The 16,740-nt window shown below is 68.1% G+C and carries 19 protein-coding genes; 7 read left to right on the forward strand and 12 right to left on the reverse strand.

All coding sequences use genetic code 11. The annotated features are described in order from the left end of the window. Positions 1-127: 127 nt before the first annotated feature. The 7 genes from ptsP to ACH0CP_RS04205 all read right to left on the reverse strand — a co-directional run bounded on the left by ptsP (position 128) and on the right by ACH0CP_RS04205 (position 6,552). Positions 128-2,401, reverse strand: coding sequence for a phosphoenolpyruvate--protein phosphotransferase (ptsP, locus tag ACH0CP_RS04175; protein WP_294442131.1), 2,274 nt, complete (start codon positions 2,399-2,401; stop codon positions 128-130). Between the two features lie 107 nt (positions 2,402-2,508). Next, complete coding sequence (locus ACH0CP_RS04180) at positions 2,509-2,886, reverse strand: hypothetical protein (RefSeq protein ID WP_294442130.1); 378 nt, start codon at positions 2,884-2,886, stop codon at positions 2,509-2,511. Between the two features lie 54 nt (positions 2,887-2,940). Next, complete coding sequence (ruvB, locus tag ACH0CP_RS04185) at positions 2,941-3,963, reverse strand: Holliday junction branch migration DNA helicase RuvB (protein ID WP_294442129.1); 1,023 nt, start codon at positions 3,961-3,963, stop codon at positions 2,941-2,943. 72 nt (positions 3,964-4,035) lie between these two features. Beyond that, complete coding sequence (gene ruvA, locus ACH0CP_RS04190; protein ID WP_294442128.1) at positions 4,036-4,632, reverse strand: Holliday junction branch migration protein RuvA; 597 nt, start codon at positions 4,630-4,632, stop codon at positions 4,036-4,038. A gap of 78 nt (positions 4,633-4,710) precedes the next feature. Then, positions 4,711-5,214, reverse strand: a complete 504-nt coding sequence (ruvC, locus tag ACH0CP_RS04195) for a crossover junction endodeoxyribonuclease RuvC (protein ID WP_294442127.1) — start codon at positions 5,212-5,214, stop codon at positions 4,711-4,713. Between the two features lie 10 nt (positions 5,215-5,224). Beyond that, positions 5,225-5,968 (reverse strand): YebC/PmpR family DNA-binding transcriptional regulator, encoded by a 744-nt coding sequence (locus ACH0CP_RS04200; protein WP_294442126.1) that lies wholly within the window; start codon positions 5,966-5,968, stop codon positions 5,225-5,227. A gap of 47 nt (positions 5,969-6,015) precedes the next feature. Further along, positions 6,016-6,552 (reverse strand): DUF1003 domain-containing protein, encoded by a 537-nt coding sequence (locus ACH0CP_RS04205; protein ID WP_294442125.1) that lies wholly within the window; start codon positions 6,550-6,552, stop codon positions 6,016-6,018. A gap of 94 nt (positions 6,553-6,646) precedes the next feature. Between ACH0CP_RS04205 and ACH0CP_RS04210 the strand changes: the two genes are divergently transcribed. Then, positions 6,647-8,110: an ATP-binding protein gene (locus ACH0CP_RS04210; protein ID WP_294442124.1), complete on the forward strand. Its 1,464-nt coding sequence runs from the start codon at positions 6,647-6,649 to the stop codon at positions 8,108-8,110. Positions 8,111-8,189: 79 nt separating this feature from the next. Here the strand turns inward: ACH0CP_RS04210 and ACH0CP_RS04215 are convergent, their stop codons facing one another. The 3 genes from ACH0CP_RS04215 to ACH0CP_RS04225 form a co-directional block, all read right to left on the reverse strand. Continuing rightward, a complete protein-coding gene (locus ACH0CP_RS04215; RefSeq protein WP_227771924.1) occupies positions 8,190-8,432 on the reverse strand; it encodes a DUF2312 domain-containing protein in 243 nt (80 codons plus the stop codon). Positions 8,433-8,593: 161 nt separating this feature from the next. Continuing rightward, on the reverse strand, positions 8,594-9,982 hold the full coding sequence (locus ACH0CP_RS04220; protein WP_294442123.1) for an amidohydrolase family protein: 1,389 nt from the start codon (positions 9,980-9,982) through the stop codon (positions 8,594-8,596). A 113-nt stretch (positions 9,983-10,095) separates the two neighbouring features. Next, the gene (locus tag ACH0CP_RS04225) at positions 10,096-10,389 is read right to left on the reverse strand and encodes a DUF1244 domain-containing protein (RefSeq protein ID WP_294442122.1); all 294 of its coding nucleotides are present in this window, start codon (positions 10,387-10,389) and stop codon (positions 10,096-10,098) included. A gap of 72 nt (positions 10,390-10,461) precedes the next feature. Between ACH0CP_RS04225 and pyk the strand changes: the two genes are divergently transcribed. Next, positions 10,462-11,916: a pyruvate kinase gene (pyk, locus tag ACH0CP_RS04230; protein WP_294442121.1), complete on the forward strand. Its 1,455-nt coding sequence runs from the start codon at positions 10,462-10,464 to the stop codon at positions 11,914-11,916. A 36-nt stretch (positions 11,917-11,952) separates the two neighbouring features. Here the strand turns inward: pyk and ACH0CP_RS04235 are convergent, their stop codons facing one another. Together ACH0CP_RS04235 and ykgO are read right to left on the reverse strand one after the other, a co-directional pair. Continuing rightward, positions 11,953-12,567: an HAD family phosphatase gene (locus tag ACH0CP_RS04235; protein ID WP_294442120.1), complete on the reverse strand. Its 615-nt coding sequence runs from the start codon at positions 12,565-12,567 to the stop codon at positions 11,953-11,955. A gap of 17 nt (positions 12,568-12,584) precedes the next feature. Beyond that, on the reverse strand, positions 12,585-12,710 hold the full coding sequence (ykgO, locus tag ACH0CP_RS04240; protein WP_003046794.1) for a type B 50S ribosomal protein L36: 126 nt from the start codon (positions 12,708-12,710) through the stop codon (positions 12,585-12,587). 130 nt (positions 12,711-12,840) lie between these two features. Here ykgO and ACH0CP_RS04245 point away from each other — a divergent pair, with 130 nt between their 5' ends. From ACH0CP_RS04245 to ACH0CP_RS04265, 5 genes are all read left to right on the forward strand, one after another. Continuing rightward, on the forward strand, positions 12,841-13,440 hold the full coding sequence (locus ACH0CP_RS04245; protein ID WP_294442119.1) for a hypothetical protein: 600 nt from the start codon (positions 12,841-12,843) through the stop codon (positions 13,438-13,440). After that, positions 13,437-14,573 (forward strand): M14-type cytosolic carboxypeptidase, encoded by a 1,137-nt coding sequence (locus ACH0CP_RS04250; protein ID WP_294442118.1) that lies wholly within the window; start codon positions 13,437-13,439, stop codon positions 14,571-14,573. The genes ACH0CP_RS04245 and ACH0CP_RS04250 overlap by 4 nt, the downstream gene beginning before the upstream one ends. After that, positions 14,573-15,028 (forward strand): GNAT family N-acetyltransferase, encoded by a 456-nt coding sequence (locus tag ACH0CP_RS04255; RefSeq protein ID WP_294442117.1) that lies wholly within the window; start codon positions 14,573-14,575, stop codon positions 15,026-15,028. The genes ACH0CP_RS04250 and ACH0CP_RS04255 overlap by 1 nt, the downstream gene beginning before the upstream one ends. A 71-nt stretch (positions 15,029-15,099) precedes the next feature. Continuing rightward, on the forward strand, positions 15,100-15,864 hold the full coding sequence (locus tag ACH0CP_RS04260; RefSeq protein ID WP_294442116.1) for a ZIP family metal transporter: 765 nt from the start codon (positions 15,100-15,102) through the stop codon (positions 15,862-15,864). Positions 15,865-15,962: 98 nt separating this feature from the next. Further along, positions 15,963-16,700 carry an NYN domain-containing protein gene (locus ACH0CP_RS04265; RefSeq protein ID WP_294442115.1) on the forward strand — a complete coding sequence of 246 codons (738 nt, stop codon included), beginning with the start codon at positions 15,963-15,965 and terminating at the stop codon, positions 16,698-16,700. Positions 16,701-16,740 lie beyond the last annotated feature (40 nt).

A 16,740-nucleotide genomic window follows, 5' to 3' on the forward strand; every position in this document is an offset into this window, starting at 1 on the left:
TCCACCCTTGCCCCCGCACGTGTCACAGAGCAGGCTACCTGTGTCAATCGAGCCACACCGCTTTCGTTTGACGGTTCACCGCAATTCGGCGTGACTTCGGCCCGGCAGGATAGCCCGACGGGGCAACTCAGCCCAGTTCAACACCTTGCGCCTCGGCCCAGTGCGACAAGGCGCCGCGCATGTCGCGTGGCGGGTCCGCCAGCAGGCGCGTCATCTCCGCGGTGATGGCGGCGCGATCGAGCGACCGGATCATCGCCTTGATCGGGCCAACCGCGGCAGGCGTGATGGAGAGGCGCTCGATGCCGATGCCGATCAGCGCCAGCGCCTCCAGCGGCCGCCCACCCATCTCGCCGCATACGGCGAGCGGCACGCCTGCCGCACGACACGGTTCGATCACGCGCGCCAGGAAGCGCAGGATCGAGGCGGAAAGCCAGTCGTACCGCTCGGCGAGCTTCGGATTGGCGCGATCCGCCGCAAACAGGAACTGCGTCAGGTCGTTGGTGCCGATCGACAGGAAATCCACCTGCGGCAGCAAGAGGTCCAGTTGATAGGCAAGGCTCGGCACCTCCAGCATCGCGCCATAACGCACCTCCAGCGGCAGGCGGCGGTTGCGTGAGGCGATCCACTCGCGCTGCTTCTCGAACAAGGCGCGAGCCTCGGCGAATTCCCAAGCCTCGCTGACCATCGGGAACATGACGTTCAGCGTCCGCCCCGCCGCCGCTTCCAGCAGCGCGCGCGCCTGCGCCTTCATCAGACCGTTGCGCTCCAGCGCCAACCGCAGCGCGCGCCAACCCATCGCCGGGTTTTCCTCGTCGGCATGGTCCTGCGTCAGGTACGGCAGCGCCTTGTCCCCGCCAATATCGACAGTGCGGAAGATCACCGGCCGGTCGCCGGCCACGTCCAGCACCTCGCGGTACAACCGCTGCTGGCGCTCGCGCTGCGGCAGCGTCGCGCTGACCAAGAACTGGAACTCGGTGCGGAACAGCCCGATCCCGTCGGCGCCGGTCACGTCCAGCGCTGCGACGTCATCGCGCAGGCCCGCATTCACCATCACGCGGATGCGATGGCCGTCCTTCGTCTCGGGTGCCACATCGCGCAGCGCGGCATAAGCAGCGCGGCGCTTCTGGCGCAGCGCCAGCTTGGCCTCGAACGCTTCCTCCATCGCCGTCGACGGGCGAACGAGCACCGATCCCTCGCCAACGTCCAGCAGCAGCAGGTCGCCTTCCACGATCACCCGGCGCACGTCCCGCACCCGGCCAAGCACGGGCACGCCCATCGCGCGCGCCACAATGGTGACGTGCGCGGTCAGCGATCCTTCCTCCAGGATCACGCCCTTCAGCCGCCGGCGATCGTATTCCAGCAGTTCCGCCGGCCCCAGGTTTCGCGCGATCAGGATCGTGTCCTGGCGAAGGCCCATCTGCGCCGCCGTGCCCATCTGACCCGAAACTATCCGCAGCAGGCGGTTCGACAGATCCTCCAGGTCGTGCATCCGGTCGGCGAGCAACGGGTCGTCGATCTGCCGCATCCGCTGACGCGTGCGCTGCTGCACGCGCTCGATCGCCGCCTCCGCGGTCAGCCCGCTGTCGATCGCCTCGTTGATCCGCCGTGACCAGCCCTCGTCATAGGCGAACATCTTGTACGTCTCGAGCACCTCCTCATGCTCGCCGCCGACGCCGAACTCGGCCTCGCGCGTCATGCGGTCGATCTGCTCGCGCATCTTGTCGAACGCGGCATAGACGCGGTGGCGCTCCGCCTCGGTGTCCTCCGCCACGGTATGCTCGATCACGATCCGCGGCTGGTGGAACACCGCGTATCCGGCGGCCATCCCGTCGACGAGCTTCTGGCCGGGCAGCCGCACCGTCGCGGTCGACTGCTGCGGCCGATCCTTCGGACCACCCTGGTCGATGAGGCCGGCATTGGCGATCAGCTCGCTCAGCACCATGGCGACGGTCTGCAGCGCCTCTATCTCGACATCGGCGTAGCGGCGCGGCTCGGCATGCTGCACTGCGAGCACGCCGACCGAACGCTCACGCCGGATGATCGGCACGCCGGCAAAACTGTGGAATCGATCCTCGCCCGTTTCAGGCTTGTAGGCGAAATCGGGGTGGCTCGCCGCCTGGTCGAGGTTCAGCACCTCGCCCGTTTCCGCGATCGTCCCGACCAGGCCTTCGCCCAGCGCCAGCTTCGTGACGTGCACCGCCGCCGGGTCCAGCCCGCGCGTCGCGAACAGCTCCAGCACCCCTTCGCGCAGGAGGTAGATCGAGCAGACTTCGCTATCCAGCGCCTCGCCGATGATGTCGACGACCTGGTTCAGCTTGGCCTGCGCATTGGTACGCGCGGCCATCACGTCATGCAGATTGACCAGGATCTCGCGGGCGGAGGCGGCGGCGGAAAGCGGCATGGGCGCTTGGCTAGCAGGCGGGTGCCATGGGTGCCACGCAACATTTGTTTGCTGCACCGCCGGAAAAACCGCGCACTTGCGAGGTTCCGGCGGCGCTCAGCATCATGTCACTTGGCCTGCTTCTTGGCCTTCGGCTTCGGCTTGGGCTTGTCCTTGGCCGGTGCCTCGCGCGGGAACAGCACTGCGGCAACCCCGATCGCTACCGCACCGACGCCGGCAGCCGCACCCACGATCCGGCCGAGCGACCAGCCGCGCTTCGCCTCCGGCGCGGCCCAGCCCTCGGCATCGTCCGATGGCTGCGACGTTTTGGCCGCCGTCTTCACCAGCGCTTCGGGCTCTCCCGTCTTCTCAGGCCCGCTATTCTCAGGTCCCGTTGCCTCGGGTGCAGCGGCGACCGGGATTTCCGATTCGGTCGGCGCGTGCGGCGGTTCCTGGATCGGGAAGGGGGACTGGTTACCGGGGGGTACGGGCGGCGTGTGAGACATCGTCATCCTCTTGCTAGAAATGAATGAACGCCGCTGGCCGACAGCGGCTCCCGCTCAATCGAACAGTCCATCCTGGCTTCCGCTCGGCGGATCGAGCCCTAGGTGCTTCCATCCGCCGGCATTCAGCACGCGTCCGCGCGCCGTCCGCGCGACGAGGCCGAGCTGGATCAGATAGGGCTCGATCACTTCCTCGATCGTGTCACGCGGCTCGGAAAGCCCCGCCGCCAGCGTCTCCACGCCCACCGGGCCGCCGCGATAGATATCCGCGATCATCGTCAGATAGCGCCGGTCCATCGCATCAAGGCCAAGCTTGTCGACTTCCAGGCGGTTGAGCGCCCGGTCCGCCGCCACGGCATCCACCTCGATGACGCCGGCAACATTGGCGAAGTCGCGCACCCGGCGCAGCAGCCGTCCGGCAATGCGCGGCGTGCCCCGCGAGCGGCGCGCCACTTCCGCCGCTCCATCAGGCGCAATGTGCAGGTCGAGCATCGACGCGGCACGCGTCACGACGCGGGTCAGCTCCTCCACCGTATAGAATTGCAGCCGGATCGGGATGCCGAACCGGTCGCGCAGCGGCGTCGTCAACAGCCCCTGCCGCGTCGTCGCGCCGACCAGGGTGAAGCGCGGCAGGTCGATCCGCACGCTGCGCGCCGACGGCCCCTCGCCGATCATGAGGTCCAGCGCGCGATCCTCCATCGCCGGGTACAGCACTTCCTCGACCGCCGGCTGCAGCCGGTGGATCTCGTCGATGAACAGGACGTCGCCATCCTCGAGGTTGGTGAGCAGCGCCGCCAGGTCGCCCGACTTGGCGATCACCGGGCCCGATGTCGCGCGGAAGCCGACGCCCATCTCGCGCGCCACGATCTGCGCCAGCGTCGTCTTGCCCAGGCCCGGCGGGCCGAAGAACAGCACATGGTCCAGCGCATCGCCACGCGATCGCGCCGCCTCGATGAACACGCGCAGATTGTCGCGCGCCGCGGCCTGGCCGACGAATTCGTCCAGCCGCTTGGGGCGCAGCGCCGCATCGGCGTCCTCGGCCCGGCGCGCCGGCGTGATCAGGCGATCCTCGTCACTCATTGCCGGCTCGATACCGCAGTTTCGCCGGCACGCCAGCGCCGCTTGTCATCACCCTGGCGCAGCGCACCCCGCTCACTTCGCCGCCTTGCGCAGGGCGAGGCGGACAAGTGCGTCCAGCGTCGCGCCGACACCAAGCTCGTCCTCCGCCGCCGCCACCGCCGCGCTCGCCTCCGCCGGGCGGAAACCCAGGTTGAGCAACGCCGATACCGCGTCTCCGCTCGCGCCCACCGGCGCCACCTGCGCGGCCGCCGCAGGGCCCAGCGTGATCCCGCCGGCCTTGTCCTTCAGCTCGCGCACGATCCGCTCGGCAAGCTTCGGGCCGACGCCATTGGCGCGCGCCACCATCGCCTTGTCCTGCGCCGCGACCGCGCGGTTGAGCTCGGCCGGCTCCAGTGCGGACAGGATCGCCAGCGCGACCCGCGCGCCAACGCCCTGAACGCCGGTCAGCAGGCGGAACCAGTCGCGCTCGTCCGCACTGGCAAAGCCAACCAGCCGCTGGAAATCCTCGCCGACGAGCATCTCGGTATGCACCATCACTGCCTCGCCGACGGGGCCGAGCGCCGCGAGCGTGCGCGACGAGGCACCGACGAAATAGCCGATCCCGCCCACCTCGATCACCGCATGGTCGGCGGTCGTGCTGTGGAGCACGCCCTTTAGATAGGCGATCACCGGCTGCTGTCCGTCATGGATCGGGGCAATAGCGGGTCCGCCAGTGGCGGCCAACACCCGCGCGGGCGGGCCATCGCCTCAGTCGTGCCGCGCCCGCCGCATCATCCCCGCCGCGCTCGCCTGGTGATGCGCGTGGCAGATCGCCACCGCCAGCGCGTCCGCCGCGTCAGGCCCGGCAAGCTTCGCGCCCGGCAGCAGCACGCCCATCATCGCCTGGATCTGCCGTTTCTCCGCGCCGCCGGTACCCACCACCGCCTTCTTCACCGTGGAGGGATGATATTCGCCGATGGTGAGCCCGGCGCCAGCCGCGGCCAGCAGCACCACGCCCCGCGCCTGGCCCAGCTTCAGCGTCGACTGGGCATTGGTATTGCCCAGCACCTCTTCCACCGCCGCGCCATCGGGCCGCTCCGCCCGGATCACGTCGATCAGCGCATTGTAGAGGTTGGCCAGCCGCCGCGGCAGCGGCATCGACGGATCGGTGCGAATCTGCCCGTTGGCGAGATGCCGCAACCGATTGCCCTCGGCCGCGATCACGCCCCAGCCGGTGGTGCCAAGACCCGGATCGAGGCCAAGGATGATCATCGCCGGGCCATCAGCCCAGCTTCGCCATCACCTCGTCGGAGACTTCGTAATTGCCCCACACCTGCTGGACGTCGTCGTCATCGTCCAGCGCGTCGATCAGCTTGAACAGGGTCGCCGCGTCGCTTTCGTCCACCGCCACCATGGTCTGCGGCCGCCACGCGAGCTTCGCGCTTTCCGCCTCGCCCAGCACTGGCTCCAACGCCTTGGCGACTTCGTGGAGATCGCCCTGCGCGGTCCAGATCTCGTGGCCGTCCTCGCTCGACGTCACGTCCTCGGCACCCGCCTCCAGCGCCGCCTCGAACACCTTGTCCGCGTCGCCCGCGCTCGCCGGATAGTTGATCAGGCCCATGCGATCGAAGCCGTGGCTGACGGAGCCGGACGCGCCGAGGTTGCCGCCGTTCTTGCTCACCGCGGTGCGCACGTTCGTCGCGGTGCGGTTGCGATTGTCGCTCAGCGCCTCGATGATCAGGCTGACGCCGCCGGGGCCGAAACCCTCGTAGCGGATTTCCTCGTAATTCTCCGCGTCGCCGCGGCTCGCCTTGTCGATCGCGCGCTGGATGTTGTCCTTGGGCATCGACTGCGCCTTGGCGGCATTCACCGCGGCGCGCAGGCGTGGATTCATGTCCGGATCAGGCAAACCCATCTTTGCCGCGACGGTGATTTCGCGGGAAAGCTTCGAGAACATGCCCGAACGCTTCTTATCCTGTGCACCCTTGCGGTGCATGATGTTCTTGAACTTGGAATGACCTGCCATGTGCGCGCCTCTAGCGCCGGATATGTGCCCTGCTCAAGTCGCTGCGCTCATCCGCCGTTGCCTTTTTCCGCCACCATTGCCTCGATCCGCGTCAGTCGCGCGATCACACCCTCGTCCATCTTGCGATGCAGCCGCAGGATTTCCAGTTCCGCCCGAAGGTTGGTCTCGTAATCCAGCGCGGCGGTCAGCCGGTCCTTCGCCGCCTGCCGGTTCTGGCTCATCATGATGACGGGTGCCTGCACCGCCGCCAGCGTCGACAGCATCAGGTTGAGGAAGATGTAGGGATAGGGGTCGAACACCAGCCCCAGCCGCCCCAGCACGTTGCTGTTCAGCACCATCCAGCCCAGCAGCACCACGGTGAAGGTGCCGATGAAGCCCCAGGAGCCGCCGACGGCCGCCACCCGGTCGGCCAGCCGCTCGCCGAATGTCGCCTGTTCCTCGGCAACGTCGGACGCATCGCGTACCCCCGTCGTGCCCGACGCGATCGCCGACAGGACCCGCCGTTCCTCCTCGTCGAGCGCCGACGATGGCTTGCCGAGCAGGTGCCGCGCCAGCTCCTCGAGGTCCGCCCTGTGCTCCTGCATCGCGCATTCTCCGGCTACCTCGTATCGCTATGGCGGCGCTGGCATTTTCGCAAACATCTTCCCCTGCTGGCCGGTTTCGGCCAAACGCACGCCCATGACGATAGCGGTGGACATGGGCGCCGATGCCTCGGGCGCGCCGGTCCTGATCGACCTTGAGGAATTGCTGGCCACCCGATTGCTTGTTCAGGGCAATTCGGGCTCGGGAAAGTCGCACCTGCTGCGCCGCCTCCTGGAGCGGTCGGCCGGCCAGGTGCAGCAGGTGGTGATCGACCCGGAGGGTGATTTCGTCACGCTCGGGCCAGCCTACGGCCATGTCGTGGTCGAGGCGACGGACTATTCGGAACGCGAGATCGCGCGAATCGCCGGCCGCCTGCGCGAACACCGCGCGTCCGTGGTGCTCAGCCTCGAAGGGCTGGAAGCGGAGGGCCAGATGCGCTGCGCCGCCACCTTCCTCTCGGCGATGTTCGATGCCCCGCGCGAACACTGGTATCCCGCGCTCGTCGTGGTCGACGAGGCGCAGCTCTTCGCCCCCACCACCGGCGGCGAAGTGGCCGAGGACGTGCGCCGCGCGTCGCTATCTGCGATGACGAACCTCATGTGCCGCGGCCGCAAGCGCGGCCTCGCCGGCGTCATCGCGACTCAGCGGTTGGCGAAGCTCGCCAAGAACGTCGCCGCCGAAGCGTCGAACTTCCTGATGGGCCGCACCTTCCTCGATATCGACATGGCCCGCGCCGCCGATCTCCTCGGCATGGAGCGCCGCCAGGCGGAGGCGATCCGCGATCTGCCGCGCGGCACCTTCCTCGCGCTCGGCCCCGCGGTCTGCCGCCGCCCGCTGACGGTGAAGATCGGCGCGGTCGAAACCAGCGCGCGCAGCGGCAGCCCGAAGCTGACGCCGCTCCCCTCCGCCCCGCCGGCGGACCTGCAGGAACTGATCTTCGCCGCACCGGAGCCGGAGGCCGCGCCCCAGCTGCCGATGGCGTTCGAAGCGCGCCCGCGCCGCGTACCGGCGGACGAGATCATCGCCGACATGGCCCGCCCCGCGCCCACAGCGCTCCCGTCGGAGCCGGAACGCACGCCGGAGGAAATTTTGGCGATCGTCGCCAATGTGCTGCAGGCGATCGTCGAGGATCCCGAATCGGCCGGACGCCCGGCATCGGTGCTGTTCCAGGATTTCCAGGTCCGCTGCCGCATGCAGGGGCTCTCGCGCTCGGGCGTCGACCTCGGCGATTTTACCCGCCGCCTGTCGTGCGCGCGGGCCGGCATCTTCGACATCCACGATCCGCAATGGGCGGAGGCGATCGCGCTCGCCGGCGCCTTGCCGGACGAGATGGTCGGCCCGTTCCTGCTCGTCGCCAAGGCCGCGCGCGAAGGCTCCCCCTGCCCCAGCGACGCCGCGCTGGCCCGAACCTACGGCACGTCCTCGCTCGGCCGCGTCCGCCGACTAATGACCTATATCGAAAGCCGCGATCTCATCATCACCCGCACCGATCTGTCGGGGAAGCGCTCGATCACCATCGCCCGCCTGGGCTGGACCACCGCCGCCGCGGAAGCCGCCTGAGGCGCGCGCACGGCTAATTCCCTCGAACCGGCCACCCCTTCCACGTTGGAACAGGGGAAGGGGCCGCCCCGGCATCGAATCAAAGCATGCCAAGCGCCTGCATGTAGGTTTCGAGGATCGCTTCCTCTTCCTGATATTCCTCGCGCTTCTTCTTGCGGATCGACATGATCTTCTTGATCGCCTTCGGGTCGTATCCGCGGCTCTTCGCCTCGGCGAACACGTCCTTGATGTCGTCCGCGATGCCCTTCTTCTCTTCCTCGAGCCGCTCCGCGCGCTCGATCAGCAGGCGCAGTTCTTCGGCTGCCACCTGGCCGCCACCCATGCCCTCACCACGTTCCTCGACCATCGAATATCCCCATGAAATTGAAGCGCCGCCAGCCTCGCGCGGGTGACGTGCGAGTGGCGGAGCAATTGATCGTGTCGGTTGCGGCGGCGGCCTTTATGGAAAGGCGCCGCCGCGATCAAATCTTATGCGATCAGCCGCTATTCACCGATGCGGCGGGCGACGGCGCCATTGCGCATCACGAAGCGCACGCGCTCCAGTTCGCGCACGTCACCAAGCGGCGAGGCGTCCACCGCGATGATGTCGGCATTCTTCCCCGGCTCGATGCTGCCGATCGTGGTGCCCTGGCCCAGCACCTCCGCGGCGGTCAGCGTCGCGCTGCGGATCGCCTCGGTGGGGCTCATCCCCACCTTGTCGACCAGCAAAGCAAATTCGGTCCCGTTCTCGCCATGATGGGAAACACCGCTGTCGGTGCCGAAGGCGAAGCGCACGCCGGCCTTGTAGGCCTTGCGATGGCTTTCCTGCATCGCCGCGGCGGCCGCTTCCGCCTTGGGGATGGTCGCGGCCGGCAGCGCCCCGGCGCGCGCCTGCGCCAGCGCGGCCACGGGCGCGATCTCGGTCGGCACCAGATAGGCGCCCGTGCGCCGCAGCAGCGCGATCGTCTCGTCGTCGAGGAAGCTGCCATGCTCGATCGTGTCGACGCCGGCGAGCAGCGCCGCCTTCGTGCCCTCGGCCGCATGGCTGTGCGCGGCAACCTTGCGGCCAAGCCCGTGCGCGGTGTCGACGATCGCCTTCATCTCCTCGGGCGTGAAGGCGCGGCCAAGCCCGCCGGACACGTTCGACAGCACGCCCCCTGTCGCGGTGATCTTGATCACCTGTGCGCCAAGGCCAACCTGGCGCCGCGTCGCGCGGACGCAGTCGTCGACGCCGTCGCAGGTATTCTCCACCGTCGGCGCGATCGCATGGGCGAACGGTTCCGCAATGCCGTTCAGCGGGTCGCCATGCCCGCCGGTGACGGAAATCGGCGCGCCCGCGTTGATGATCGTCGGTCCGTCGACGTCGCCGCGCGCGATCGCATCGCGCAGCGCCCGGATCGCGCGCGGATCACCGCCCAGGTCGCGCACCGTGGTGAAGCCGGACCGCAGCGTCGTACGCGCATTGCCCGCGCCATAGAGCAGGTCGTCGGCCTGTTCGGTGTTGAGCGCGGTCAGGCGCGCGCGCATCGGATCGCCGCCGATGCCCAGCAGATGGACGTGAAGATCGATCAGGCCCGGCAGGACGAACTTGTCCTTGAGGTCGATCAGTTCCGCGCCCGGTTCCGGCGCCACGAAGCCGTCGCGGATTTCGGCGATCTTGCCGGCGCGCACGATGATCGTGCTGTTGGCGCGCGGCGGCTGGCCCGCGCGGGCGAGCAGCGCGCCGGCATGGATGTAGCTGGTCTTCTGCGCCGCGGGCACGGATGCAGCGGGTGCCGTCGCGACCGGCGTCGCGCCTGCGGCCTCGGCCGGTGCTGCTGCCGGGCTTGCGGTCTGCGCCGCCGCCGGTGCGGCCGCCATCACGCCGGCTACCATCGCAATCGTTCGAATCATTGCCACCCCCCGTTTGCGCCGCCCGCTGCGGGGGCGTCATTCGGCAAGCGGCCTAGAAGAAAGTGCAGGGGCGAAACAAGCGCGCTGCTCGCCCCGACACCGGCGAATCGCGTTCAGGCGGCGTTCTTCGCCACGCTTTCCTCCATCCGGCGCAACTGCTCGGGCGTCGCCTCCGCCTGATGCTCCGCCTTCCACTGCGCATAGGGCATGCCGTAGATCGCCTCGCGCGCCTGATCCTTGGACAGGTCGCCCGCCTCGCCGATCCAGTCCGACAGGCAGTTGCGGCAGAAGCCGGCAAGGCCCATCAAGTCGACATTCTGCGCGTCGGTCCGGTGCCTCAGATGCCGCACGAGGCGGCGAAAGGCCTCGGCTGCCGCGTGGTCGTCGATCGCGTCGATCGGGTCCATGTCATTCTCCACGGTTGATCCGGTGGAGATAGAGGCTAGGGCCGGCCGCGGCAAAGCCGAGGAACGAATATCATGACCAGAGCGATCAGCCCCCGCAGCCGCAAGGTACGCGTGCTCGCGACGTTGGGCCCGGCAAGCAACACGCCGGAAATGATCTCGCACTTGTACGAGGCGGGTGCCGACGCGTTCCGCATCAACATGAGCCACGGCGATCAGGCCTCGAAGGTGGGCGTGATCAAGGCGATTCGCGCGCTGGAAAAGAAGTTCGGCCGCCCCACGACCATCCTCGCCGATCTGCAGGGGCCCAAGCTCCGCGTCGGCCGCTTCGTCGATGGCCGCGTCGTGCTGTCGCAGGGCGCCACCTTCACGCTCGATCGCAATCCTGACCTTGGCGATTCGACCCGTGTCGAGCTGCCGCACCGCGAGATCTTCGAGGCGATCGAGCCGGGCGCCCGCCTGCTGCTCGACGATGGCAAGCTGGTGCTGCGCGTCACCGAACACGATGCCGATCGCATCGTCACGCGGGTCGAGATCGGCGGCCCCTTGAGCAACAACAAGGGCCTGAACGTCCCCGACGTCGTCGTGCCCATGGCGGCGCTGACCGACAAGGATCGCTCGGACCTTGCCTTTGCGATCGAGGAAGGCGTCGACTGGATCGCGCTTTCCTTCGTGCAGCGGCCCGAGGATCTCGCCGAGGCGCGCAAGCTCATCGGCGGCCGCGCCGCGCTCCTCGCCAAGATCGAGAAGCCGGCCGCGATCGAGCGGCTCGAGGAAATCGTCGAGATGTGCGACGGCGTCATGGTCGCGCGCGGTGACCTCGGCGTCGAACTCCCGCCGCAATCGGTGCCGCCACTGCAGAAGCGCATCGTCGAGACGGCGCGGCGTCAGGGTCGTCCGGTAGTGGTCGCGACGCAGATGCTCGAATCGATGATCACCTCGCCCTCGCCGACGCGCGCCGAGGTGTCGGACGTCGCGACTGCGATCTACGACGGCGCGGACGCGATCATGCTCTCGGCCGAAAGCGCGGCCGGCAATTGGCCGGTCGAATCGGTCGCGATGATGAACGCGATCGGCGAGGCGGTGGAACGCGATCCGATGCACGGCGATCGCGTGCGCTTCACCGTCACCCGCCCCGATCCGACGACCGCGGACGCGCTGGCGGAAGCGGCGAAGAACATCGCCATCACCATCTCGGCCCGGGCGATCATCTGCTTCACCACCTCGGGCTCCACCGCGCGGCGCATCGCGCGCGAGCGGCCCTCGGTTCCGCTCCTCGTGCTGACGCCCAGGATGGAGACGGCGCGTCGCATGGGCCTCCTGTGGGGCACCCACGCGGTCCACACCCGCGACGTCGATTCGTTCGAGGAGATGGTTGCCAAGGCCAAGCGCATGGCGCTGCGCCACCGCATCGTCGAACCGGGCGACCGGGTGATCATCACCGCGGGCGTCCCCTTCCGCACGCCCGGCTCCACCAACGTGATCCACGTCGTGCGCATCGTGGGTGACGAACTGAAGGGTTACGGCTGATCCGGCGCCGGGCGGCCGCGGGTCGCCCGGCCGCGGCTAGTCGAGCAGCCCGAAGCGCCTGAGGTCCGCGCGCAGCGTCGCGGCGTCCGTGAACAGCACCGCATGCATGCCGACGGCCGCCGCGCCGTCGACATTGTCCTGCCGATCATCGACGAACAGCGCCTCGTCCGGCGCCAGGTCGAAGCGCTTCAGCGCCAGTTCGTAGATCGGCGCATGCGGCTTCACCAGCCGCTCCGCGCCCGATACCACGATGTCGCGGAAATGGCCGAACATCGCCGCTTCCTGCGCGCGGAACGGCGCGAAGAACTCGTCGGAGAAGTTGGTGATCGCGTAGAGCGGCACCCCCGCGTCATCCAGCTCAGCGACCAGTTCGGGCATCCCCGCCACCGGCCCCGGGATCTGTTCGGAAAAGCGCGGCCCCCATTGCGCGATCAGATGCGCATGCTCGGGATATTGCGCGCTCAGCTCCGCCGACGTTTCCGCGAACGGCCGCCCGGCATCATGCTGGAAATGCCATTCCTTGGTGCACACGTCGCGCAGGAACGCGTCCAGCGCCTCATCATCGGGGATGAGGCGCCGGTAGAGGACCCGCGGGTCCCAATCGTACAGGACGTTGCCGATGTCGAAGACGACGGCAGTCGGCCTCGACATGACGACAGCCGCTTGAATCAGCCCTGGCGGGCCTTGAAGCGGCGGTTCGTCTTGTTGATGACATAGGTCCGGCCGCGACGACGGATGACGCGGTTGTCGCGATGGCGGTCCTTGAGCGACTTCAGGCTGTTGCGGATCTTCATGGCGGATTCGCTTCTTTATAATAGGCGTGATCGGAAAGCGTGCGCGCCTAGTGCCACCCCCCTTGCAAGTCAAGTCGGAGCGGGCGACAGCGCCGTGCGTTGAGGTTGCGTAACAACAGGGGAATTGGCGATGCGCAAGGGATTGATCATGATCGGCCTGGCTGCCGCCCTGGGCGGCTGCGCCACCGGCCCAAGCCGTTTCCCGGTGCAGGCAACCCGCTATCACTTCAACGCGATGACGGATCGCGGCACCATCGCGGTGGAGCCGCTCGCCGGCAGCGGCATGGCCAGTATCGAGTACAAGACCTATGCCGCCGCCGTGGAAAGCGAGCTGCTGCGGCTCGGCTATACGCCCCCGCCGCCCGGCACGACGCCCCAGTTCCTCGCCACCGTCTCGTTCAGCCGAGTCGCACGGCCGCTGCCGCCGCGCCGCTCGCCGGTGTCAATCGGCCTTGGCGGCGGCGGGATCAGCGGCGGGCGCGGCGGCGGTGTCGGGCTCGGCGGCGGCGTCAGCTTCCCGGTCGGCGGGTCAGGTGCCGGCGAAGGCATCCTCACCGAGCTGTCGGTGCGCATCCGCCACGGCGCCGACGCCGTCTGGGAAGGCCAGGCACAGTCGCTGACCGACGCCAGCGCCGCCGATGCGGATACGCCCGCCATCGCGCGCCGGCTCGCCCGCGCGCTGTTCACCGGCTTCCCCGGAGAGAGTGGGCGCACTATCCAGGTGCCATGAGTCTCAGCATCAACGCCGCCTTCGACAGCGGCAATATTCGCCTCGTCGCGATCGATGGCGATCGGGTCGATCTGGAGATCGTCAAGGATCACCAGTCCGATTTCTTCCAGTGGTTCTACTTCCGCGTCGCCGGCCTCGGCGACGCGGTGGGGGCCAATGCGGGCGGGCCCCGCCGCCTTACCTTCCGCATCCTCAACGCCGCGCAATCAGCCTACCCCTTCGGCTGGCCCGGCTATCGCACCCGCGTCTCCACGGATCGGCGCGAGTGGCGGATGATCGAGACGCGCTATGTCGATGGCGTGCTCGAATTTGATTGGTCGGGCGACGCGCCGATCGCCTGGTTCGCCTATTTCGCGCCCTACACGATGGAGCAGCACGCCGATCTCGTCGCGCGCATCGCCGCGCGCCCCGGCGTCACGCATCGTGAACTCGGCACCACGCTCGATGGCCAGGCGATCGACTATTTCCGCCTCGGCTCGGGGCCCAAGCAGGTGTGGCTCTACGCCCGCCAGCATCCGGGCGAATCGATGGCGGAATATTGGATGGACGGCGCGCTCGACTGGCTCACCAGCCCCGCCGCCGCCGCGCTGCTCGAGGCCGCGACGGTGCATGTCGTGCCGAACATGAACCCGGATGGCACGCGCCGTGGCCATTTGCGCACCAATGCCGCCGGCGTGAACCTCAACCGCGAATGGCACGCCCCCTCGCTCGATCGCAGCCCGGAGGTGTTCCACGTCCTCGCCGCAATGGACGAGAGCGGCGTCGATTTCGCGATGGACGTCCATGGCGACGAGGCGATCCCGGCGAACTTCATCGCCGGCTTCGAAGGCATCCCCTCGCTCACCCCGCGCCAGAGCGAGGCATTCCTCCAGTTCGGCCAGCGACTCGCCGCGCACACGCCCGATTTCCAGACCAAGCTCGGCTATGATGTCGCGCAGCCCGGCCGCGCGAACCTGTCCATGTCGACCAACCAGGTCGCGGAGCGCTTCGGCGCGGTCAGCGTCACGCTGGAGATGCCGTTCAAGGATCACGATCCCAATCCGGATCCGGTCCACGGCTGGTCGCCCGAGCGCTCGGCGAAGCTTGGCGTCGCGTGCCTCGAAGTGATCACCGGGATGATCGGAGAAGTGTGATGGAAATGCGCGAAGGCGGCCTCGACGATCCCCGTGTCGTGGCGCTGATCGCGCACCATCTCGCCGAGGCGCGCGGCACGACGCCAGCAGACAACGCTCACGCGATGGGTGCCGAGGCGTTGCGCCGCCCCGACATCAGCTTCTGGGGCCTGTGGGAAGGCGAAATGTTGCTCGGCATCGGCGCGCTGCGGCAGCTCGCGCCCGATCATGGTGAGATCAAGTCGATGCGCACCGCGCCCGGCCATTTGCGCCGCGGCGTCGGCCGCGCGATCCTCCACCACCTGGTGTCGCTCGCGCGCACCCGCGGCTATTCCCGCATCAGCCTCGAAACCGGCACCGCGCCGATGTTCGACGCTGCCAACCGGATGTACGAGGCCGCCGGCTTCGTCGATGGCCCGGTATTCGGCGGCTATCCCGAAAGCCCGCACAACCGCTTCATGACGCTCGCGCTGTAGCGCCTGCGGGAGAGCTTGCGCCTCCCGTGCGTTGCACCCCCCGGCGCATCGCGCGGCAGGGGGATGAGGGCATGGGCACGATGTGGGCGGCTGGCTTCTGGGGCGCGGTCGGCGGCTCGGCGCTGATCCTCGGCGCTGCCATCGCCTGGTTCGCCTCGCTGCCGCAGCGGCTGATCGCCGCCGTGATGGCGATCGGCGCGGGCGTGCTGATCTCTGCGGTCGCCTTCGATCTGATGGACGAAGCGCTCGAACAGGGCGGCTTCGGCTCCACCGCGCTCGGCTTCCTAGCCGGCGCCGCGCTCTACACCGCCGCCAATGTCGTCATCTCGCGCCGAGGCGCGCGCCACCGCAAGCGCTCCGGGTCCAATCCTGATGAACGCCAGGCGCATGCCAGCGAAGGCTCCGGCACGGCTATCGCGGTCGGCGCGCTGCTCGATGGGGTCCCGGAATCGGTCGTCATCGGCGTCAGCCTGCTCGGCGGCGGCAAGGTCAGCGCGGTCACCGTCGCCGCCGTCTTCCTGTCGAACGTGCCCGAAGGCCTGTCGAGCGCGGCGGGCATGAAGAGGGCCGGCCGCAGCGCCGCTTACGTCTTCGGCGTGTGGGGCGGGATCGCGCTCGCCTCGGGCCTCGCCGCGATGATCGGCAACGTCGCGCTGGCCGGCACAAGCCCCGCCGTCATCTCCACCGTCACCGCGCTCGCTGCCGGCGCGATCCTCGCGATGCTGGTCGATACGATGATCCCGGAAGCGACCGAGAAGACTCACGAATTCTCCGGCCTCATCGCCGTCACCGGCTTCCTCCTCGCCTTCATCCTCTCCAAGTCCGGCGGCGGCTGACGGTCGAACTGTCCGGGTCGTAAATGGATCTTCCTTGACCAGAACGAATGGTGCGCAGGTTTAATCTTTGCATCACCAGTACATCCTAGCTTGGGCAAATGACGTCGATTGCCGATCGCCTTCCCCGACTCGCCGTCCTGATCGACGCCGACAATATACCGGCGCGGATCGCATCGCCGCTGTTCGAGAAGATCGCTACACTCGGCGAGGCCAGCGTGCGCAGAGCCTACGGCGATTTCACCGAAGCTCGGCTGAAGCCATGGACGGACATCATGTCAGTCCACGCCATTCTTCCCGGCCAGACCTTTGCCTATGCCGTGGGCAAGAACGCGTCCGACATCGCGCTCGTCATCGATGCGATGGATCTTCTCTTCTCCGGCAGGTTCGACGGCTTCTGCCTCATATCGTCCGACAGCGACTTCACTCGGCTGGCGGCGCGCATCCGTGAACAAGGTGTCGATGTTTTCGGGTTCGGCGCACGCAACACGCCGGAGAGTTTCAGGAAAGCGTGCAAGCGCTTCATCTACATCGAAAAGCTCGATCCTGCTCCGGAGTCAGCAAACCTGAGGCCCGCGATTCCGGTGCCACCGACCCCGACGGAACCTGGCAAACACCCGCCGTCAGCAGCTGTCCCGCTGATCATGTCGGCCCTGAGTGACGTTGATCACGCAAACGGCTGGTACGCGCTAGGCGCGCTGGGAAACCGTTTGAAGGTGCTGACGCCAGACTTCGATCCCCGCAGCTATGGCTGCCCGAAGATGGCAACGCTCATCGAGAAATGCGGAAAATTCCACGTTCGGCGAAACAACATGGCCGTTCACATTCGTCCGAAGTGAGCGGCGAACCGTTGCCAACCTTTCACCTCCATCTCTCCAC

The organism is Sphingomonas sp. 179-I 2A4 NHS (assembly GCF_045369135.1).
Lineage (GTDB): Bacteria > Pseudomonadota > Alphaproteobacteria > Sphingomonadales > Sphingomonadaceae > Sphingomonas.